Origin of the sequence: Lentzea sp. JNUCC 0626, assembly GCF_043632865.1 — a bacterium.
Taxonomy (GTDB): domain Bacteria; phylum Actinomycetota; class Actinomycetes; order Mycobacteriales; family Pseudonocardiaceae; genus Lentzea.
The window spans coordinates 9,480,873-9,499,757 of the sequence record NZ_CP171635.1; the positions used below are offsets into that span (position 1 = coordinate 9,480,873).

The 18,885-nt window shown below is 67.9% G+C and carries 19 protein-coding genes; 10 read left to right on the forward strand and 9 right to left on the reverse strand.

Going from position 1 to position 18,885, the window contains the following annotated elements; genetic code table 11:
* Window positions 1-16 precede the first annotated feature (16 nt).
* A complete protein-coding gene (locus JNUCC0626_RS44540; protein ID WP_394622069.1) occupies window positions 17-1,144 on the reverse strand; it encodes an IS30 family transposase in 1,128 nt (375 codons plus the stop codon).
* 488 nt (window positions 1,145-1,632) lie between these two features.
* Here JNUCC0626_RS44540 and JNUCC0626_RS44545 point away from each other — a divergent pair, with 488 nt between their 5' ends.
* Window positions 1,633-2,250, forward strand: coding sequence for a hypothetical protein (locus JNUCC0626_RS44545; protein ID WP_394616636.1), 618 nt, complete (start codon window positions 1,633-1,635; stop codon window positions 2,248-2,250).
* Here the strand turns inward: JNUCC0626_RS44545 and JNUCC0626_RS44550 are convergent.
* A complete protein-coding gene (locus JNUCC0626_RS44550; RefSeq protein WP_394616637.1) occupies window positions 2,247-2,609 on the reverse strand; it encodes a MerR family transcriptional regulator in 363 nt (120 codons plus the stop codon). The two genes, JNUCC0626_RS44545 and JNUCC0626_RS44550, sit on opposite strands and share 4 nt — an antisense overlap.
* A 51-nt stretch (window positions 2,610-2,660) precedes the next feature.
* Between JNUCC0626_RS44550 and JNUCC0626_RS44555 the strand changes: the two genes are divergently transcribed.
* On the forward strand, window positions 2,661-3,926 hold the full coding sequence (locus JNUCC0626_RS44555; RefSeq protein WP_394616638.1) for an MFS transporter: 1,266 nt from the start codon (window positions 2,661-2,663) through the stop codon (window positions 3,924-3,926).
* A gap of 5 nt (window positions 3,927-3,931) precedes the next feature.
* On the forward strand, window positions 3,932-5,083 hold the full coding sequence (coaE, locus tag JNUCC0626_RS44560) for a dephospho-CoA kinase (protein WP_394616639.1): 1,152 nt from the start codon (window positions 3,932-3,934) through the stop codon (window positions 5,081-5,083).
* Here the strand turns inward: coaE and JNUCC0626_RS44565 are convergent.
* Both JNUCC0626_RS44565 and JNUCC0626_RS44570 read right to left on the reverse strand, forming a co-directional pair.
* Window positions 5,059-5,577 carry a hypothetical protein gene (locus JNUCC0626_RS44565; protein WP_285639220.1) on the reverse strand — a complete coding sequence of 173 codons (519 nt, stop codon included), beginning with the start codon at window positions 5,575-5,577 and terminating at the stop codon, window positions 5,059-5,061. The genes coaE and JNUCC0626_RS44565 overlap by 25 nt on opposite strands.
* Before the next feature lie 88 nt (window positions 5,578-5,665).
* Window positions 5,666-6,175 (reverse strand): DUF402 domain-containing protein, encoded by a 510-nt coding sequence (locus JNUCC0626_RS44570; RefSeq protein ID WP_394616640.1) that lies wholly within the window; start codon window positions 6,173-6,175, stop codon window positions 5,666-5,668.
* 50 nt (window positions 6,176-6,225) lie between these two features.
* Between JNUCC0626_RS44570 and JNUCC0626_RS44575 the strand changes: the two genes are divergently transcribed.
* The 5 genes from JNUCC0626_RS44575 to JNUCC0626_RS44595 all read left to right on the forward strand — a co-directional run bounded on the left by JNUCC0626_RS44575 (window position 6,226) and on the right by JNUCC0626_RS44595 (window position 11,348).
* Window positions 6,226-7,326 (forward strand): DUF5685 family protein, encoded by a 1,101-nt coding sequence (locus JNUCC0626_RS44575; protein ID WP_394616641.1) that lies wholly within the window; start codon window positions 6,226-6,228, stop codon window positions 7,324-7,326.
* Window positions 7,327-7,381: 55 nt separating this feature from the next.
* Window positions 7,382-9,544 carry an excinuclease ABC subunit UvrB gene (gene uvrB / locus JNUCC0626_RS44580; RefSeq protein WP_394616642.1) on the forward strand — a complete coding sequence of 721 codons (2,163 nt, stop codon included), beginning with the start codon at window positions 7,382-7,384 and terminating at the stop codon, window positions 9,542-9,544.
* Between the two features lie 372 nt (window positions 9,545-9,916).
* The gene (locus JNUCC0626_RS44585; protein WP_394616643.1) at window positions 9,917-10,438 is read left to right on the forward strand and encodes a hypothetical protein; all 522 of its coding nucleotides are present in this window, start codon (window positions 9,917-9,919) and stop codon (window positions 10,436-10,438) included.
* A 125-nt stretch (window positions 10,439-10,563) separates the two neighbouring features.
* Window positions 10,564-10,995 carry a MarR family winged helix-turn-helix transcriptional regulator gene (locus JNUCC0626_RS44590; protein ID WP_394616644.1) on the forward strand — a complete coding sequence of 144 codons (432 nt, stop codon included), beginning with the start codon at window positions 10,564-10,566 and terminating at the stop codon, window positions 10,993-10,995.
* 8 nt (window positions 10,996-11,003) lie between these two features.
* Window positions 11,004-11,348, forward strand: a complete 345-nt coding sequence (locus JNUCC0626_RS44595; protein WP_394616645.1) for an MmcQ/YjbR family DNA-binding protein — start codon at window positions 11,004-11,006, stop codon at window positions 11,346-11,348.
* 99 nt (window positions 11,349-11,447) lie between these two features.
* Here the strand turns inward: JNUCC0626_RS44595 and JNUCC0626_RS44600 are convergent, their stop codons facing one another.
* A complete protein-coding gene (locus JNUCC0626_RS44600; protein WP_394616646.1) occupies window positions 11,448-11,828 on the reverse strand; it encodes a VOC family protein in 381 nt (126 codons plus the stop codon).
* Window positions 11,829-11,884: 56 nt separating this feature from the next.
* On the opposite strand from JNUCC0626_RS44600, the gene JNUCC0626_RS44605 reads away from it, so the two are divergent.
* The gene (locus tag JNUCC0626_RS44605; protein WP_394616647.1) at window positions 11,885-12,277 is read left to right on the forward strand and encodes a VOC family protein; all 393 of its coding nucleotides are present in this window, start codon (window positions 11,885-11,887) and stop codon (window positions 12,275-12,277) included.
* Here JNUCC0626_RS44605 and JNUCC0626_RS44610 read toward each other — a convergent pair whose 3' ends face one another.
* Genes JNUCC0626_RS44610 through JNUCC0626_RS44620 form a run of 3 tightly spaced genes read right to left on the reverse strand, consistent with a single transcriptional unit; the run spans window position 12,278 to window position 16,276 of the window.
* On the reverse strand, window positions 12,278-13,204 hold the full coding sequence (locus JNUCC0626_RS44610) for an ABC transporter permease (RefSeq protein WP_394616648.1): 927 nt from the start codon (window positions 13,202-13,204) through the stop codon (window positions 12,278-12,280).
* On the reverse strand, window positions 13,201-13,437 hold the full coding sequence (locus JNUCC0626_RS44615) for a hypothetical protein (RefSeq protein ID WP_285639234.1): 237 nt from the start codon (window positions 13,435-13,437) through the stop codon (window positions 13,201-13,203). The genes JNUCC0626_RS44610 and JNUCC0626_RS44615 overlap by 4 nt, the downstream gene beginning before the upstream one ends.
* Complete coding sequence (locus JNUCC0626_RS44620) at window positions 13,430-16,276, reverse strand: alpha/beta fold hydrolase (protein ID WP_394616649.1); 2,847 nt, start codon at window positions 16,274-16,276, stop codon at window positions 13,430-13,432. Before JNUCC0626_RS44620 ends, JNUCC0626_RS44615 begins: the two co-directional genes overlap by 8 nt.
* Window positions 16,277-16,625: 349 nt before the next feature.
* Between JNUCC0626_RS44620 and JNUCC0626_RS44625 the strand changes: the two genes are divergently transcribed.
* The gene (locus JNUCC0626_RS44625; RefSeq protein WP_394616650.1) at window positions 16,626-17,630 is read left to right on the forward strand and encodes a TerC family protein; all 1,005 of its coding nucleotides are present in this window, start codon (window positions 16,626-16,628) and stop codon (window positions 17,628-17,630) included.
* Here the strand turns inward: JNUCC0626_RS44625 and JNUCC0626_RS44630 are convergent.
* On the reverse strand, window positions 17,627-18,829 hold the full coding sequence (locus tag JNUCC0626_RS44630) for a metal-dependent hydrolase family protein (RefSeq protein ID WP_394616651.1): 1,203 nt from the start codon (window positions 18,827-18,829) through the stop codon (window positions 17,627-17,629). The two genes, JNUCC0626_RS44625 and JNUCC0626_RS44630, sit on opposite strands and share 4 nt — an antisense overlap.
* Between the last annotated feature and the right edge of the window lie 56 nt (window positions 18,830-18,885).

Genomic DNA, 18,885 nt, shown 5'->3' on the forward strand with positions numbered 1-18,885 from the left:
GTCGCAACACGGATGATCAACTGGCTTGGGCGAGGAGTTTAGCCATGCGTTCGGCTGGGGTGTCCCAGCCGAGGGTTTCGCGTGGGCGGCCGTTGAGCTGGACCGCGACGGCGTCGAGGTGTGCGCGGTTGTGGACGGACAGGTCGGTGCCTTTGGGGAAGTATTGGCGTAGCAGGCCGTTGGTGTTCTCGTTGCTGCCGCGCTGCCAGGGTGAGTGCGGGTCGCAGAAGTAGACCGGGATGTCGGTGGCGGCGGTGAATCGTGCGTGGCCTGACATTTCGGCGCCTTGGTCCCAGGTCAGTGACCGCCAGAGGTGGGCGGGCAAGGTCTGGACGGTGTCAACGAGGGCGTCGCGGACCTGGTCGGCGGTGCGGCCGTGGGGCAGGTGCACGAGCATGACGTAGCGGGTGGCGCGTTCGACCAGAGTGCCGATGGCGGACTTCTTGTCCTTGCCGATGATCAGATCGCCTTCCCAGTGTCCCGGGATCGCGCGGTCCTCGGCTTCGGCCGGGCGTTCGCTGATCATGACCATCGGGGTGGCCATCCGCGGTGTGCGCTGCTGTGCCTGGCGGCGCGGGCGGCGCAGCGCTCTGCCGGTGCGCAACGCCGCGGTGAGCTCACGGCGCAGTTCACCGCGTCCCTGGACGTAGAGGGCCTGGTAGATCGTCTCGTGAACCACGTGCAACTCCGGGCGGTCGGGGAAATCCCGGCGCAAGCGTTGCACGATCTGCTTCGGGCTCCAGCGCAGGTCCAGGCCGTCCTGGATGACCTGGCGCAGCAGGGGGGTCGCGGCGATCTTGCCGGTTTTCGGGCGTGGCCGGCGGGCGTCGGCACGGGCCTGAGCGGCGTGCGGACGATACTGCCCGCTGACCGGATGCGCGTTGCGGCGCAGTTCTCGGCTGATCGTGGACGGGCTGCGCCCCAACTCCGCCGCGATCTGCCGGATCGTGGCCTTCTCCCGCCCGCGGTCGGCGATCAGGATCCGCTCGTCCTCGCGCAGGAACCGGGAGGCCTCACAAGGCGGCGCCACCGCGGTGATCGGTGGCGCCGCCTTGTTCCACTTCGACTGCTTCTTGCCGTTACGCCATCGCTTTCCGGTCCGGTAATTGACGCCGACGATCCGGCACGCCTCCCGGCTGCTCACACCACTCGCCACAAGATCAAGATAAGTGGCCCGTTCCCGGACCAGCTTCACCCGCCCCGACCGATCGGCCCGGATCTCGAACATCACAACCCCTGAACTCAGGTGTTGCAACGACCACTAGAACCCAAGTCTGATCAGGGGGCCAGCGCTGTCTGCGGGTTGATGGCACGCCTGTTGCTTGGAGCGGCTGCCGGTTGCTTGGTTTGGTTGCGTTGGCGGTGGGGTCCCATCACGAGTCGCACCAAGAGCTGTGGCGCGACTCGTGATGGGACCCCACCGCCGGGACCGCTCGTTCGGGAAGGCGTAAGGACGGCTCGCCTTCGGCTTCGCGTGCCATCACTCCCGCCTCGCCCCCTTTTCGCCCGACTCTCCGTCTGCCTCCCGTGCCCTCTTCCCAAGCCCTTGGCCGCTGTCCCTCTCGCGTGTCTCAGGTCCACCCGTTCACTCTGTGGTGGAGGCCCAACCTCGTTGTGTAGGTTGACAAACCTATGCGTGGGAACAAGTTCTTCGTGGTGCTGGGCGCGGTGGCGCTGACCCTTTGCGCGGCCTGCTCTACCGCTGTGCCTCAGACTCAGGCGCCGCCGCCGCAGATTCCTCGGATCACGCCTCCCACCACGCCCTCGCGGGTGCCGTTGATGGTGGATCGGGCGTTGCCGGACGACTGCGAGCTCGTCGTGCCCGTCGAGGTCATGAATGCCACGCTGGGGACGGAGTTGGAAGGCGAGCCGCGGATCATCGTCGGCATCAAGGAGCCCGGGATCGGGCGGACCGGCAAGGTTGATTGCTACTACGGCATTCCCGAGAAGAAGGGGTTGCCGGACGCCAAGATCGTCATTGGGTTGTCCACGTACGCGGACGACCTGACGGCTCGCACTCGCGTTGCGGAGAGCGTTGAGGCTGAGCGGGGCGAAGGGGCGAAGATCACCGAGGTTGACGTCGGCAAGCAGAAGGGGACGTTGATCGAGGGCAAGGACGAGCAGATGTTGATCGGGTCGCTCGGCAAGTCGACGTTCGTGGTGCGCAACCGGAACAACTTCATCCCCAAGGAGAAGCTCGTCGCTGTGTTGCCGGTGTTGGCGCAGCAGTCCATGACGCCGCCGGTCTAGGACGCTGCCGGTCTTGCGGCGATGATCGTGTCCAAAGCGGACTGAGCTTCCAGCAGGGACTGGATCGAGCGGCTGATTCTGGCGCGTTCGGCCATCAGGTCGTCCACTACTTCCTGGCACACGGACGCTATGAGGCGCTCGCCGTCGGTGCCCATGCACGGCAAGACTTCGGCGATTGTCTCCGTGGAAAGTCCGGCGGCCAGCAACGTGCGTATGTGGCCCACGCGCAGTACGTCGTCGTCTGTGTAGACGCGGTAGCCACTGGTCAGACGCGTTGGCGTCAGCAGTGACTGCTCTTCGTAGTAGCGCAGTAGGCGTTGGCTCACGCCCGTGCGTCGTGCGAGCTCCCCGATTCGCATGCGAGTTCCCCCTTGACTCTCACATCAATGTCAGACTTTAGCGTCCAAACCATGACAATTCGACCGAGGGAGAACGTCCGGTCGTGGCTTGGGCTCGCGGTGCTCGTGGTGCCCACCGCGTTGCTGGCCATGGACGTCACGATCCTCTACCTGGCGTCGCCGCACCTGGCGGCGAGTCTCGGGCCCAGTCGTGCCGAGCTGTTGTGGATCCTCGACGTCTACGGGTTCGTGATCGCCGCGCTGCTCGTGCCGATGGGAGTGCTCGGGGATCGTGTCGGACGGCGGCGGTTGCTGCTCGTCGGGGCGGCCCTGTTCGCTGGTGGGTCCGTGTTTGCGGCCTTTGCGCCGACTACCGGGGCGTTGATCGCGGCGCGGGCTCTGCTGGGGGTTGCCGGGGCCATGGTGTTGCCGTCGACGTTGGCCTTGATCAGCACGATGTTCCACGAGCGGCGGGGGACGGCCATCGGGATCTGGGCTGCGGCCATGTCCGGTGGGATCGCGCTCGGGCCCGTGGTCGGCGGTGCCTTGTTGCAGACGTGGTGGTGGGGTGCGGCGTTTCTCGTTGCCGTGCCGGTGATGGCGTTGTTGTTGGTGGCGGGTCCGTTGTTGTTGCCGGAGCACCACGGGCCTGTGCGCAGCATCGACGTGCTCAGCGTGGGGTTGTTCGTTGTTGCCACGGTGCTCTGCGTTTACGGGCTCAAGCACTTCGCGGTGTTGCCTGCTGTGGCGGGCGTTGGAGTCGGAGTGTGGTTCGTGATGCGGCAACGGGCCGTGGCGGATCCGTTGGTGGAGACGGCGTTGTTTCGCGGACGGTTCGGGCGGGCCGTGCTCGTGCTTGTGGCCAACACCGCGGTCACTGGCGGTGTGTACCTGTTGGTGACTCAACGGTTGCAGGAAAACCACGCGCCGTTGGAGGCTGGGCTGCTGTTGTTGCCTGCTGCTGTGGCGATGATCGTGACGTCCGTGCTTGCGCCACGGCTCGCGAATGCGATGAGTGCCGGTACGACGGTGGCGGTGTCGTTGTTGGTGGCGATGGCCGGGTTCGTGATCGTGCCGCACTCGACGGTGCTCGGCATCGTCGTCGTGTACGTGGGGCAGGGGCCCGTGATGGCGCTGGTCACCGATCTTGTGGTCGGGGCGGCGCCGGCGGAGAAGGCCGGGTCGGCCGCCGCGGTGTCGGAGACCGGGATGGAGTTCGGGCTGGCGCTGGGGGTCGCGGTGATCGGGACGCTCGGGGCGGTGACCGGGTTCGGGACGGTCGCGCTCGTGGCGGCGGTCGTGTCCCTCCTGCTCGCGGTCGTGGCCCGGCTAACCTGACCGGCATGCTGAGGGTGGGGTTGACCGGGGGAATCGGGTCCGGCAAGTCGACGGTCGCGCGGCTGCTCGCTGCGAACGGGGCCGTCGTCATCGACGCGGACAAGCTCGCGCGGGAGGTGCTGGAACCGGGCAGCGACGGGCTCAAGGAGGTCGTCAAGGCGTTCGGCGAGGACGTGCTGAACGCCGACGGCACGCTCGACCGGGCGGCGTTGGCGGCCAAGGCGTTCGCCACGGAGGAGGCCCGGCAGACGCTCAACGGGATCACCCATCCCCGGATCGGCGCGCTCACCGGGCAGCGGATGGCCGAGGCGCCCGCGGACGCCGTCGTCGTGCACGACATCCCGTTGCTGGTCGAACGCGACATCGCGGCCGTGTACCACCTGGTCATCGTCGTCTACGCGGACGAGGAGACGCGGCTCGAACGGCTCGTCGGCAGCCGGGGCATGGACCCGCAGGACGCCCGGAACCGGATCGCCGCGCAGGCCACCGACGAGCAGCGCCGGGCCGTTGCCGACGTGTGGCTGGACAACAGCGGTGAGGTCCCGGACGTCACGGCGTTGTGGGATCGGCTGGTGGGCTTCGAGAAGAACGTGCGCACGCAGACCTACGCGGCTGGTTCGCCGATCGTCGTGCCCTACGACGAACGGTGGCCCGCGCAGGCCCGGCGCATCGCCCGCCGGATCAGCCTGGCCGCCGGTGGACGGCACGTGGAGCACATCGGCTCCACGGCCGTGCCGGGGCTCGCGGCCAAGGACGTGCTCGACTTCCAGCTCGCCGTCGACGACATGGAGACGGCGGACGGGCTCCGGGAAGCGTTGGCGCAGGCCGGTTTCCCGTACATCGGGTCGCCGGAGGACAACCCGCGCGGTGAAGGCGGCGACTGGAGCAAGCGCCTGCACGCCGGCGCGGATCCGGGGCGGCGGGTGAACCTGCACCTGCGCGTCCAGGACGGGCCCGGTTGGCGGTGGGCCGTCGACTTCCGCGACTGGCTGCGCGCCGACGAGCAGGCCCGTGAGGAGTACGCGGCGCACAAGTTGGAGCTGTCCCAACGGTTTGCGGCCGACTCCACCGGGTTCGCGTACGGCGACGCGAAGGATCCGTGGATGGAGCAGGCCGCCAAGAGGGTCCTGGCCTACAGGGGCGGCCAGGAGTCGTAGATGCCGTGCCACGTCAGCCACGACGTCAGGTTGTGGTTGACGTTGCTCAGCTCTTCGAGGGTGCGGTGGACCGTGCGCAACGCCTGGTCGGCGTCACCGGGGCGGAGCACGCGGCCCGCGACGGCGGCGGCGAAGTCCTCGCTGCGGACGATGCGGGCCACCGTGCCGCCGGGGACGGCGAGGCCCAGCAGCAGGTCCGTCGTCTGCCAGTGGCGGTGGTCGCGTTCGACGCGCACCGCCGACAGCACGCTCGGGCTGCTGCGGGCGTGCCGCGAACGCGGGCGGTGAGTGGTCAGCCGCACGCCCAGTTCGGGCATCAGCCAGGTGACCTCGGAGTCCGAGAACGGGTCTTCCGGAGTGGGATGCTCGATTCGCAGACCCCACCGTTCGACGTTGCACGAACTGAGCGTTCGCGAGCCACCGGACGAATACGCGCGCACGCCCGAAATGGTGTCGACGACATCGACCAACTGAGGTGTAGTGACCGCTCCCACGCCGCCGAGCGTAGTCAAATATGTGCTCGCAGTTACACGCCGGGTCGATTCGTTACGTCACGGTCAGATGACGACCACACTCTGTGTATCAACGCCAGGCAGTAGGACAACCCGAAGAGGTGAGCCACCTGACCACATCGTGACCGTGCGCTGAAATGCCCGACACCGCCGAGTAGGTGGTCTCCAGAGCCCATTGCGCGCGTTCCGGCGACAACAGGTTGTGCTGAACTGCGGAGATCAACTCGTCCGTGTCCAAAACAGTGACGCTGCGGCCCGTGCGGACTATCAGGTCGAGGTACAGATCGGTTGTTTTCCAGACACTTCCGATCGCGTTGATCTCCACGACGTCGACGTAGAAGTCGAAGTCGAGCTGGTGACCGGGGTGCCACGACTGCCGCGTCACGCGCAGGTTCAACTTGGGCAGGAACCAGCTCTCGAAGTGGCTGATCTTGGGGTGGCCCGCGAGGGGCCGGAACATGTAGAGGCCCGTCGGCGTGAGCCGGAACTCGTCGACGCTCCTCAGCTGCCCCTTGGGATCGGTGTTGCTCTTGGCGTCCAGGTCGAAGTACTCGATCTTCGGCGGATGGATGTGTGCCACGTCCGCGATACTGCCATCGCGGAGCGCCCCGGCCACTTAGGATGCCGCGCATGTTCGGGATCATCCGCCCCTGCCGCAACAGAATGGGCGCTGAGCTGCGGTCCGCGTGGCTCTCACACCTCTGTGGAATGTGCCTGTCGTTGCGCGACGAGCACGGTCATCTCTCGCGCCTCGTCACGAACTACGACGGGCTGATGATCTCGGCGGCGGTGGAGGCGCAGTCCGTCGTGTCGCGACGGACCGCGGGGCCGTGTGCGTTGCGGGGCATGAAGTCCGCGGACGTGGCCATCGGGGACGGGGCGCGGCTCGCGGCGTCGGTGTCGCTGGTGCTGGCGTCGTTGAAGATCCAGGACCACGTGGACGACGGCGACGGGCTCGCCGGGCGGCTCGGGTGGGCCGGGCGCGCGGTGGCGCAGCGGTGGGCTTCGAAGGGGCTGGGAACGGCTTCCGAGCTGGGGTTCGACGCGTCGGTGATGGTGGACGCGGTGCGGCGGCAGCCGGAGGTCGAGGCGGGCGCGGGGCTCGGCAGTTCGGTGCTCGTGGTGACCGAACCGACGGAGACCGCGACCGCGTTCGCCGTGGGGCAGACCGCGATCCTCGCCGGGCGGCCCGGCAACGTGGAGCCGTTGCGCGAGGTCGGACGGTTGTTCGGGCGGGTGGCGCACCTGATCGACGCGGCGGAGGACCTGGAGGAGGACGTCGCTTCCGGCGCGTGGAACCCGTTGGTGGCCACCGGCACTTCCGTCGCGGAGGCGCACCGGTTGTGCCTGGACGCCGTGGCGGGGATCCGGCTGGCGTTGAAGGACGTGGAGTTCACCGACGCGCGGCTCGTGCACAAGCTGCTGGTGCACGAGCTGGAGGAGTCGGTGGTGCGCGTGTTCGGCAAGCGGCCGCGCCACCAGTACCCGCCGGACAAGCGCCGGTGGTCCGATCCCGGCAGCGGTCTGTGGGCGTACCCGAGGCTGAACCGGCAGCGGCAGCCGCGCGGGTGCTTCGAGGGCTGCGGGGCGTTCCTCTACATGTGCGGGACGTGCCAGTTCTGCTGCCGCGACCCGTTCCCCGGACCGTGGAGCGACAAGCGGCGGGACGGGTGCGACCCCGGCGACTGCTCGAACTGCGACTGCGACTGCAACTGCTGCCCCTGCGATTAGGGTCCTGAACTGCGACAATCGGAAATTGTCAGACCCCCGGCGTAACGTGCTTCCCGTGGCTTTCGCAACCGAGCTCCCGCCAGAGGAAAGCACCGTCAAGGCGCACTCCGAACACCGTCCCGTCGGCGACATCGTCCGCACCGACGGGCAGTTCCGCGTGGTCAGCGAGTACCAGCCCGCGGGTGACCAGCCCGCGGCCATCGCCGATCTCGAACGGCGGGTGCGCGCCGGCGAGCGCGACGTCGTGCTGCTCGGCGCCACCGGTACCGGCAAGTCGGCGACGACGGCGTGGCTGGTCGAGAAGCTGCAACGCCCCACGCTGGTGATGGCGCCGAACAAGACGCTGGCCGCTCAGCTGGCGAACGAGCTGAAGGAGCTCTTCCCGCACAACGCGGTGGAGTACTTCGTCAGCTACTACGACTACTACCAGCCCGAGGCGTACATCCCGCAGACGGACACGTACATCGAGAAGGACTCCTCGATCAACGAGGACGTCGAGCGGCTGCGCCACTCCGCCACGATGTCGCTGCTGACCCGGCGCGACGTCATCGTGGTCGCCTCGGTCTCGTGCATCTACGGCCTGGGCACGCCCCAGTCGTACCTCGACCGCTCGATCCAGCTGGAGACGGGCGTGGAGGTCGACCGCGACGCGTTCCTGCGCCTGCTGGTCGACGTGCAGTACACCCGCAACGACATGTCGTTCACCCGCGGCTCGTTCCGCGTGCGCGGCGACACGGTGGAGATCATCCCGTCGTACGAGGAACTCGCGGTGCGCGTCGAGTTCTTCGGCGACGAGATCGACAAGCTCTACTACCTGCACCCGTTGACCGGTGACGTGGTGAAGGAGGTCAAGGACCTTCGCATCTTCCCGGCCACCCACTACGTGGCGGGCCCGGAGCGCATGGAGCGCGCCATCCGCGACATCGAGGCCGAACTGGAGTCGACGCTCGCCCAGATGGACCGCCAGGGCAAGCTCCTGGAGGCCCAGCGCCTGCGCATGCGCACCCAGTACGACCTGGAGATGATGAAGCAGGTCGGCTTCTGCAACGGCATCGAGAACTACTCGCGCCACATCGACGGCCGCGGCGCGGGCACCGCTCCCGCGACCCTGATCGACTACTTCCCCGACGACTTCCTGATGGTCATCGACGAGTCGCACGTGACGGTCCCGCAGATCGGCGGCATGTACGAGGGCGACGCCTCCCGCAAGCGCAACCTCGTGGAGCACGGCTTCCGCCTGCCGTCCGCTCTCGACAACCGCCCGCTGACGTGGGAGGAGTTCGCCGACCGGATCGGCCAGGTCGTCTACCTCTCCGCCACCCCGGGCCCGTACGAGATGGGCCAGGCGGGCGGCGAGTTCGTCGAGCAGGTCATCCGCCCCACCGGCCTGATCGACCCCGAGGTGGTCGTGAAGCCGACCGAGGGCCAGATCGACGACCTGGTCCACTCGATCCGCGAGCGCGCCGAGCGCGACGAACGAGTCCTGGTCACCACCCTGACCAAGAAGATGGCCGAGGACCTCACCGACTACCTGCTCGAACTGGGCATCCGAGTCCGCTACCTGCACTCCGAGGTCGACACCCTCCGCCGCGTCGAACTGCTCCGCCAACTCCGCCTGGGCGAGTTCGACGTCCTGATCGGCATCAACCTCCTCCGCGAGGGCCTCGACCTCCCCGAGGTCTCCCTGGTGGCGATCCTCGACGCCGACAAGGAAGGCTTCCTCCGCTCCGGCACCTCCCTGGTCCAGACGATCGGCCGCGCGGCCCGCAACGTCTCCGGCGAAGTCCACATGTACGCGGACAAGATCACCGACTCGATGCACCACGCCATCGACGAGACCAACCGCCGCCGCGCCAAGCAACAGGCCTACAACGCCGAACGAGGCATCGACCCCCAGCCACTCCGCAAGAAGATCACCGACATCCTCGAAGCCGTCTACTCCGAAGCCGAAGACGAGGTGCAGGTAGGCGGCTCGGGCCGCAACGCCTCCCGAGGCAAACGAGCCACCGGCGAAGGCGGCCGCTCCTCCGGCGTGGTCGCCTCGCACGAGCGAGCCGGCATGGCCCGCTCCGAACTGGCCGACCTGGTCCAATCGCTGACCGACCAGATGATGAACGCGGCCCGCGACCTCCAGTTCGAACTGGCCGCCCGCCTGCGAGACGAAATCCAGGACCTCAAGAAGGAACTCCGAGGCATGGACGCCGCCGGCGTCAAGTAACCCCCGGCCTGGGGGACGCCGCTCCCACCACCCGTCCCCCAGCCACCCACCACCAGCCCTCGGCCGCGCCGCCGCGCGATCCCACGCACGGCGGCGCCGCCCGCTGCCGGCTTTGCTGCTGTGCCGGGCGATCCGCGTACGAACGTGCCACCAGGTTCAGCTTTGCTGCCGCGCCGTGCTGGGCGTTGCCGTGAACTGCCGTGCCAGCCTCGCCTGCCCGCACTCCAGCTGTGTCACCCTGCTGAGCCTTGCCGCGCTTGCCTGGTGTCGAGCCGGACGATCCCGTGTACGCCCGTGCCGCCCACCTCCGCCGCCTGCTGCCGCTCACCGCTTGGCTCCAGCCCGCGAAGTCACGTGCGTACCGTCGAAGGCATGGGGGAGTTGCAGTACCAGGACCTGGTCAACGCGGGCGGCCTGGAAGCAGTGCTCCGGCAGGCGTGTCCGGGCAGCGACAACGACCTGCGCGACGCCCGCGGCGCGTTCGGCGGCCAAGTGGCCACGGTGAGCAGAGGCGACCGAGCCGTGTCCGTGCTGCCGTGGCACGAGCAACGCCGGTTCTACCTGCGGCACATCCTGAACGGGACGCACCTGAGCTACCTGACCACGATCGACCTGGCCGAGGTCACCAGCTGCACTGCCGTCTGGCTCGGCGGAGCCACTCCGAGAGAGCTGGCGGTCACCTGGCCGTTCGCTGATTTCGTCGAGGTCGCCGACGCCTACGCGAGTGGCGACGGTCCGTGCTGTCGGCGGCGGACGGTTCTCGGTGACCGAAGCCAGGAAGCCTCACCACGATGGCCTCGACGCGGCTGGGGCGGTGCGGGTGTGCGTCGCGGAACTGGACCGTCTCGGGGGTCGGTAGTCCACAGTGGAACTGGCGTGAGTGCGGTGGGTTAGATCGGTGGATGCGGTGCGTAATCCTGGCGCCTCATAACGATTTGCGCCGCCGCCGTAAATCGCCCTCTGGGGTGAGATGTGCGCGGACTGCTTTCGTCAGGGCTCATTGCGGCCATGATCTCGGGGTGGATGTGGATTCCCACCTCGCTGCGGTGGAGCAGGCGTTGGTCGCCGTGCGGCGCAGTCAGTCTCGTCGGGCACTGGCGGAGTTGGCCGTACCGGCGTTTGACGTGCTCGATGTTGTCGAGGCCGCTGAGCGGACCGGGGCTCAGGCCACCGTTTCCAGTGTCGCCCTGGCGTTGCACGTCGATCAGCCCCGGGCCAGCAAGCTCGTCACCAGTGCGGTCGAGTCCGGGCTGGTGTCCCGGGTGGCTGACAAGGCGGACGGGCGGCGGGTGTTGCTCGTGCGGACGGCCAGGGGGCGCGCTACTTCCGCTGAGCTGCACCGCGCGCGGCAGAGTGCTTGTGCGGTCGCGATGGCGGACTGGAGTGAAGAGGAACGAGCGGAGTTCGCGCGGTTGTTCACTCGCTTCGTGGCCGTGTTCGGTGGGCGATAATCGTTGCTGTGACACTGGAAGAGTTGATCGTCTACTGCGCAGGCAAGCCTGGCGCGGAGGAGACGTATCCGTGGGGCGAGGCCGAGTTGGTGTGCAAGGTCGGCGGGAAGGCGTTCGCCTTCATCGGGCTCGACGTGCACACGGTCGGGCTCAAGTGCGGCGTTGACGCCGAGGCCGCCGCGGTGTGGCGGGAGCGCTTTCCCGAGGACGTGACCATCAGCGGGTACGTCGGGCGGTACGGGTGGAACACCGTGGCGCTCAAGGGAGCCGTGCCCGACGACGACCTGCTCGAACTCGTGGACGGGTCCTACGAGGCCGTCGTCGCGCGGCTGCCCAAGAGCAAACGGCCCTAGTGCTGCGTCAGCTGACCTTCGCCGCGTCTTCGGCGCTCAGCGGGCCGCCTCGCGGCAGTCTGAACACCGAACACGAGGCAAAGGCCAGCTGACGCAGCACTATCGTTCTTCTGGTTGGAGGACGCCGAAGATGTTCTGCTCGGTGTCCTTGTAGTACGCGAGCACGCCCACGCCCGGCATCTTGTCCTTGGGCAGGGCCACTGTGCCGCCGTTGACCTCGATCGCGGCGATGGTGGCGTCGATGTCGACGACGCTGATGGTCATGACGTAGCCGTGGACCGGGGCGTCCGGCGCCGGATCCGGGCCGCGGCGGGGGAGCAGGCCGCCGTTGACCCCTGCCTGTTCGTCGTCGCCGGTGACGATGGTCCAGTAGGGGATGTCGCCCCACTGTTCGATCTTCCAGCCGAAGACCGAGGTGTAGAAGTTCCGCGCCCGCTCGGGATCTGCGGCGTGGATCTCGAAGTGCACTGGACGTGACATGGGACGGCAGGCTACTCCGGACAGTGGTTGTCCGCATTGGGTCCTACGGTGCTGTCATGGCAATCGGAATCCAGGTCACGATGGACGCGGCGGACCCCGGCAAGCTCGCCGGATTCTGGGCGGAGGCGCTCGGGTACGTGGTGCAGCCGCCGCCTCCCGGGTTCGACTCGTGGGAGGACTTCGCCGTCAAGAACGACATTCCGTTCGAGTCGATCAACGACTACTCGGCGATCATCGACCCCGAGGGCAACGGGCCGCGGTTCTTCTTCCAGCGCGTGCCGGAGGGCAAGACAGCGAAAAACCGCCTCCACCTCGACGTGAACGCCGGGCTGGAGGCGGTTGATCGGCTCGTCGGCCTCGGGGCCACCAAGGTCCAGGAGTTCAACGACGCCAAGGGACATTGGGTGGTGATGCTCGATCCCGAGGGCAACGAGTTCTGCGTCCAATAACTAGCTCGTGATGTCCTTCGTCTTGAACACCCGCGCGGCGAGCAGCGTGAAGATGCCGCCGTAGGCGAGGGCGGAGAACGTGCCACGGGCCATCTGCGACCAGTCGATGTCGGTCGAGAGCAGGTCCGCCCACGCCATCGCGTAGTGCGTCGGCAGGTAGTTGCGCAGGTCCCCGAGCGGCTCGATCTGGTCGAGGATCTGCGAAACGATCGAGACGAGCACCGTGCCGCCGACCGCGCCGAGAGGTGCGTCGGTGGACACGGACAGGAACATCGCGAGGCCTGCGACCCAGAACAGGTTGATCGAGATGTAGACGACCGCGAACGCCATGGCGAGCACGCCGTCGCCGAACGGGGCGGCCTCGCCGGTCGGGCTCACCACCTCGCCCGTGCCGTACCAGGCCACGCCGGCGGCCAGGGCGACCGCGGGCAGCAGGGCCAGCGCGAAGACGCTGAGGATGCCGCTGCTGATCGCCTTCTGGCGCAGCAGGCGGTGCCTCGGGATCGGTGCGGCGAGCAGGTACTTGAGGCTCGACCACGACGCTTCGGACGCGATCGTGTCGCCGAAGAACAGCGCCACGATCATCGGCAGCAGGAAGCTGCTGCTCACGAACAGCGTGAGCACCACGAAGTTGATGCCGCTGGCGGTCGCGAGGTCCACGAAGCCGCCGGAGCGGCGGTTCGGGTCGGACTGCCCGATCTCGAAGCTCACCACGAGGATGAACGGCAGCAGCACCAGGAAGCCCAGGACGAGCTGGGTGCGGCGGCGGCGGATCTGGCGCTGCAACTCCACCCAGATGCGGAGCGTGCGGCGCGCCTTGTAGCCCTTCGACGACCCGTCCGGCGCGACCTCGGTGTGCTGCTTGGCGGCGGCGTCGGTGAGGTCGGTGAGAGCGCCCGGGTCGGTGTGGACACCGTTCTCGGTCATCGGTCCACCTCCTGCGGTTTCGGCGCCCTGGTGCGGTTCGGGTTCGCGGTGAGGACCGTTCGCATCAGCGGCAGGTCCTCGGCGGGCCCGAAATTGTCGGTGTCGCCTGGGATAATTGAATCTAGGGGTCCCCCTTCGCCCGCGAGCAACGTGCGCTCGCTCGACGAGGGGACCTCTGCTTCGGCGTGGGTCTCCGCCGTGGCGGAGGCCGCTGCCATCAGGAAGTCATTCACCGACCAGCTCCAAGAACGCGTCTTCCAGCCTGCGTCGCGGGCCCGCCGAGTCCACCGCGATGCCCGCCGCCACGAGAGCGGTGAGCGCGGTGGCGCGCGGGACGCCGTTCAACGACGCGTGCACGGCACCCTCGTCCTCCTGCACCTCCTGCACGCCTTCGAGGCCCCGCAGGACATCCGCTGCCTTCGACGGGGAGTCGACGCGGAACGTCGCCTCGCCGCCTCCCGCCGCGATGTCGGACACCTCGCCGGCGGCGACGAGCTGGCCCTTGTGCATCACGACCACGTGCGAACAGGTCTGCTCCACCTCGGCCAGCAGATGCGACGACACGACGACCGTGCGGCCCGCCGCGGCGTAGCGGCGCAGCACCTCGCGCATCTGGTGGATCTGGGGCGGGTCGAGCCCGTTGGCCGGCTCGTCCAGGATCAGCAGGTCCGGCAGCCCGAGCATCGCCTGCGCGATCGCGAGCCGCTGGCGCATGCCCTGGCTGTACGTGCGCACGTGGCGGTGCACCGCCTTGCCGAGGCCCGCGATCTCCAGCGCCTCGTCGAAGTGCGCCTCCTCCACCGGACGACCGGTGGCCGCCCAGTACAGGTGCAGGTTCGCGGCGCCGGAGAGGTGCGGCAGGAAGCCCGACCCCTCGACGAACGAACCGATGCGCGACAGCACCGGAGCACCCGGCGTGATCTTGTGACCGAAGACCCGGATGTTGCCCTCGGACGGGTGGATCAGGCCCATCACCATGCGCAGCGTCGTGGTCTTGCCGGCGCCGTTGGGGCCGAGCAGACCGAGCACCATGCCGTGCTCGACGCGGAACGACAGGTCCGTCACGGCCTTCACGCCGCCCGGATAGGCCTTCGTGAGGTTCGAGATGACCAGCGGCACGTCCGCGAGGTCGGGGTCGGAGTCCTGCGCCATGCGGCGGCGGAACATCGCGATGATGCCCGAGCCGATCAACACCAGGAGCGCGACCACGATGCCCCACAACGCTTCCATCGGGAAGCCTTCGGAGACGTTGCGGCCGGGCACCACGGGCACCGAGATCTCGTCGGAAGCCAGCGAGATGCGGTACGCGGCGGGCTGCTCGGCGTTCGCGAACGCCTGGTCCGTCGTGGAGATGACCAGCGCCAGCTTGTGCTCGGCCTCCACCGGACGCACCGCACCCGGCAGCGTCACGGTCACCTCGGCGGCCGAACCGTCCGGCGGCAGCGCCACCCGGAACGGCGCCACGATCGAGCCCGGCAACGTGCGCGTGCCGTCGCCGGAGACGTCGTAGAGCTTCGCGAACAGGATCGCCTCACCGGTGTTCTGGTCACCGCGCGCGACCTTCAGCCGCACCGTCGACGACCCGGTCAGCAGCACCTGCGAGGTCAGTTCCTCGGACGTGAACACCGCGGCCTGGCCCGGCATGTCGAGCGAGAGTCGCGACGAGATCGCCGACGACCGCGACAGCGCCGAGCCGAGGCCCGGCAGGTTGCTGATCGACGCAGGGTTGCCACCCGCCGGGTTCACCGCGACCTGCTCGCGTCCGGTGAGCTTCAGCGTCTTGCGCTCGGTCGGGGAGCCACCGGTCAGACCGGGGTACGCCGGCGCGACGACCGTGCGCAGCGACGGCTGGCCGGACGAGCGGAACGCGCCCTGCACCGTGTACTCGAAGCCCGTGCCGGGGTCGGTTCCCTTGCCGCGCAGGTGGAAGTCCATCCAGTCGGCGATCTCGCCGCGCAGCGCGGTACCGGGATTGCCGCCATCGTGGCCGCCCGCGTACCAGACCATCTTCACCGGGCCGCCGGCCGCGGAGATCTGCCGCGCGGTCGCGTCGGACTGGTCGAGACCGAACAGGGTGTCCTGCTCGCCCTGCACCAGCATCGTCGGCTGCTTGATCTGGTCGGTCACGGCGACGGGCGACGACTTGCGCAGCAGGTCGAGCGTCTGCTGCGACGCACGGCCCTTCGTCGCGACCTCGGTGTAGGCGGCGCAGACCTCGGGGGTGAAGCGGCCGCACGCGCCGAGTGACGGCGTCGGCGGCTGCTGGCCCTGGCCACCGGAGTTGCCGCCGGGCTGCTGCTGCGGAGCGGTCACCTGCTGGTTGTTCGACTCCCGCTGGCCCTGCTCGGGCGCTTCACCCGTGGGCGACGAGAGGTCGATCGAGGTCATGCCCGCCGAGAAGAAGATGCCCGCCCAGGACCGCTTGAAGACGCCGTCCTCACCGAACGCCGTGGCGGACGGGGTGGCGTCCGCACGCGGTGTCGCGAGCGCGGAGTTGGGCAGCAACGACTGCGCGAGGTCGTTGTAAGTGATCACCGGCACGAGGGTGTCGACGCGCTTGTCGACGCCCGCGAGCAGCAGTGACAACGCACCGCCGTACGACGCGCCTGTCACACCCACGCGCGGGTCGCCGCCGCTGTCCTTCTCGACCTCGTCGCGTGTGCCGAGGAAGTCGAGGAGCTTCTGGGCGTCGCGGATCTCGCGGTCGATCGAGTTCAGCGCGATCTGGCCCGTGCTGCGGCCGAAGCCGCGCGCGGACCACGTCAGCACGACGAAGCCGCGCCGGGCGAACTCCTCGGCCTGCGTGTGCACGCTGCGCAGACTGCCGCCGAAACCGTGCGCGAGCATGATCGCGGGCGCGGGCGTCTGCTGGGGGAGGTAGAGGCGGGTCTCGATCGTCACCGTCTGAGCGCTGTCAGGGCTCTCAGGTGCGTCGATGTTCGCTTCTTTGAAGGAAACGGCAACAGGGTCGTCTCCGGATCGAGTGAAGTACACGCCGCCTGCGACGACGGCGAGTACCACGATCAATGCGGGGATCGTCCACCTGCCGCGAAGGCGGGAGAGGCGGGACACGTCGATGACGATATGCGAGTTTTGCTGAGAACCGCCTGTCGGGATGGCGTGCTGCTCTCAGGATGAGTGGATCTTCAGCACGGCTTCAGGTACGCGCACGGACGCTCCAGCCCTTATTCCCGTTGCGCCTGGTTGCGTGGGTCTGCTCACCCTGAGTGGCGCTAAGCGCCGTTCATGGAGCATCATATTGACGCAGCATGGAGGGGAGTACTCCCTAAGCGGCGGTGTCGTCAGTACGGATCTCAGCGTCGAGGTCCCGGTGCCGTCGGTCGTTCGAGAGATCATCTCGGCGGCGGAGGAGACCTCCGGGTGAATTTGGCGTGCGCTGAGAATCCCGGAGGTATGCGTTGTGAACGTCCCCGCATGGATGTGGATCGCGACGATCGGTGGTCTGCTCGTTCTGCTCGCTGTGGATCTCGTGATCGTCGATCGAAAGCCCCATGAGGTGACGATCGGTGAAGCCGCCCGCTGGGTGATCTTCTACGTGGCGGTGGCGGCCCTCTTCGGCCTCGGGATCTGGTACTTCTCCGGTGGTCAGTACGCGACGGAGTTCTTCGCGGGGTACATCACCGAGTACTCGCTGAGCGTCGACAACCTCTTCATCTTCTTGATCATCATGACGACGTTCAAGGTGCCCGCGATCCACCAGCACAAGGTGCTGCTGATCGGCATCGTGCTCGCCCTGATCATGCGCGGCATCTTCATCGCGGCCGGCGCGGCGCTCATCGCGCAGTTCAGCTGGGTCTTCTTCATCTTCGGCGCGTTCCTCATCTACACCGGCTGGCAGCTGGCGCGGGAGAACCACGACGAGGAAGAGGAGTACAAGGAAAACCTGATGCTCCGCATGGTGCGCAAGGTCTTCCCGGTGACCGACGACTTCCACGGCTCCAAGTCGTTCATCAAGATCGACGGCAAGCGCTTCGTGACCCCGATGTTCATCGTGATGGTCGCGATCGGCTCCACCGACCTGCTCTTCGCGCTCGACTCGATCCCCGCGATCTTCGGCCTCACCAAGGAGCCGTTCCTGGTGTTCACGGCCAACGCGTTCGCGCTGATGGGCCTGCGCCAGCTGTACTTCCTGCTCGGCGGCCTGCTCGCGAAGCTCGTCTACCTGTCGATCGGCCTCGCGGTCATCCTCGGTTTCATCGGCGTCAAGCTGATCCTCGAAGCCCTGCACACCAACAACCTGCCGTTCCTCAACGGCGGCGAGCCCTTCCACGTGCCGACCATCGGGATCGAGGTCTCCCTGTCGGTGATCATCGGCGTGCTGGCGATCACGACGATCGCCAGCCTGTGGAAGGTGAAGCGCCACCCCGAGGCCGTGAAGCACATCGGGGCGGACGCCAACCACTAACTGATCGCGACGCCGTTCTGGTACACGGCGCGGATGGCCTGCTTGAGCGTTCCGGCCTTCACGTGCTGCTCGGCGTCGCCCTCCACGAGCACGAGATCGGCGAGCTTGCCACTGGCGAGCTCGCCGAGGTCGTTTCCGAGGCGCATCAGCTCGGCGGCGGACGTGGTGGTCGCGTAGAGCGCCTCCGCCGGGGTCATGCCGTACTCGACCATGAGCGTGAGCTCGTTCAGGTTGTCGCCGTGCGGGCCGACGCCGGAGTCGGTGCCCATCGCGATCTTCACGCCGGCCTGGTGCGCCTTCTGGAACGACTGGAAGTGTTGCGCCACAACGGCCTTGGCCTTGTCCATGATGACGTCGGAGATCGCCACGCCCGCGTTGGCCTGGTCGATCACCATGCGCGGCGCCATCAACGTGGGCACCAGCCACGTGCCGTTCTTGAGCATCTCCTCGACGCCCTCGTCGGTGAGGAAGACGCCGTGCTCGATGGACCGCACGCCGTTGCGCACGGCCGTGAGAATGCCGTCGCCGCTCATGGCGTGCGACATGACCGCGATGCCGGCGGCGTTGGCCTCCTGCACGATCATCGCGATCTCCTCGTCGCGGAAGTGCGCGTGCCGGGGGTTGCTGCGCGGGGACATCACGCCGCCGCTGGACGCGATCTTGATGATGTCGGCGCCGTGTCGGACCAGCGTGCGGATGACCTTGCGCAACTCCTCCGGGCCGTCCGCGACGGTGTCCGGCAGGCCGGGGTGCAGCGGCGGTGAGACGTGGGCGCCGCACTGCATCCAGTCGTCGTTGTGACCGCCGGTCTGCGACACCATGTTGACCGCGATCTGCATGCGCGGCCCCTGGATCAGCCCGCGCCGCACGGCTTCCGCGACACCGAGGTCGGCGCCGAGCGCGTCGCGGACGGTCGTGATGCCGCACTCCAGTGTCGCCTTCATGTTGCCGATCGCCTCGTAGAACGGCAGCGAGAACGGCGTGTTCAGCGACCGCACCAGGTCGGCGCCGCTGAACATGAAGTGCACGTGGCAGTCGAACAGGCCCGGCAGGATCGAATGGCCGGTCGCGTCGACCTTGGTGTCGCCGTCGAGACCGACCCCGACGTCGACGATGCGGTCGCCCTCGACGACGACGTCGCCGGGCTCGAACCCCCGGCCGGTGAAGACCCTGCCCCCAGAGAACACGATGCGCGTCATACGCGGGAATCTATGCGGCGAGTCAATTTTTGTGATCGGTCAACAAATAACTCTGA

What these genes read in the sequence shown, in the direction of transcription:
- JNUCC0626_RS44585 (WP_394616643.1), top strand. Translation starts at nt 9,917, where the DNA reads ATGGGGGAGTTGCAGTACCAGGACCTGGTCAACGCGGGCGGCCTGGAA.
- JNUCC0626_RS44575 (WP_394616641.1), top strand. Translation starts at nt 6,226, where the DNA reads ATGTTCGGGATCATCCGCCCCTGCCGCAACAGAATGGGCGCTGAGCTG.
- JNUCC0626_RS44605 (WP_394616647.1), top strand. Translation starts at nt 11,885, where the DNA reads ATGGCAATCGGAATCCAGGTCACGATGGACGCGGCGGACCCCGGCAAG.
- coaE (WP_394616639.1), top strand. Translation starts at nt 3,932, where the DNA reads ATGCTGAGGGTGGGGTTGACCGGGGGAATCGGGTCCGGCAAGTCGACG.
- JNUCC0626_RS44600 (WP_394616646.1), bottom strand. Translation starts at nt 11,828, where the DNA reads ATGTCACGTCCAGTGCACTTCGAGATCCACGCCGCAGATCCCGAGCGG.
- JNUCC0626_RS44545 (WP_394616636.1), top strand. Translation starts at nt 1,633, where the DNA reads ATGCGTGGGAACAAGTTCTTCGTGGTGCTGGGCGCGGTGGCGCTGACC.
- JNUCC0626_RS44555 (WP_394616638.1), top strand. Translation starts at nt 2,661, where the DNA reads ATGACAATTCGACCGAGGGAGAACGTCCGGTCGTGGCTTGGGCTCGCG.
- JNUCC0626_RS44630 (WP_394616651.1), bottom strand. Translation starts at nt 18,829, where the DNA reads ATGACGCGCATCGTGTTCTCTGGGGGCAGGGTCTTCACCGGCCGGGGG.
- JNUCC0626_RS44610 (WP_394616648.1), bottom strand. Translation starts at nt 13,204, where the DNA reads ATGACCGAGAACGGTGTCCACACCGACCCGGGCGCTCTCACCGACCTC.
- JNUCC0626_RS44550 (WP_394616637.1), bottom strand. Translation starts at nt 2,609, where the DNA reads ATGCGAATCGGGGAGCTCGCACGACGCACGGGCGTGAGCCAACGCCTA.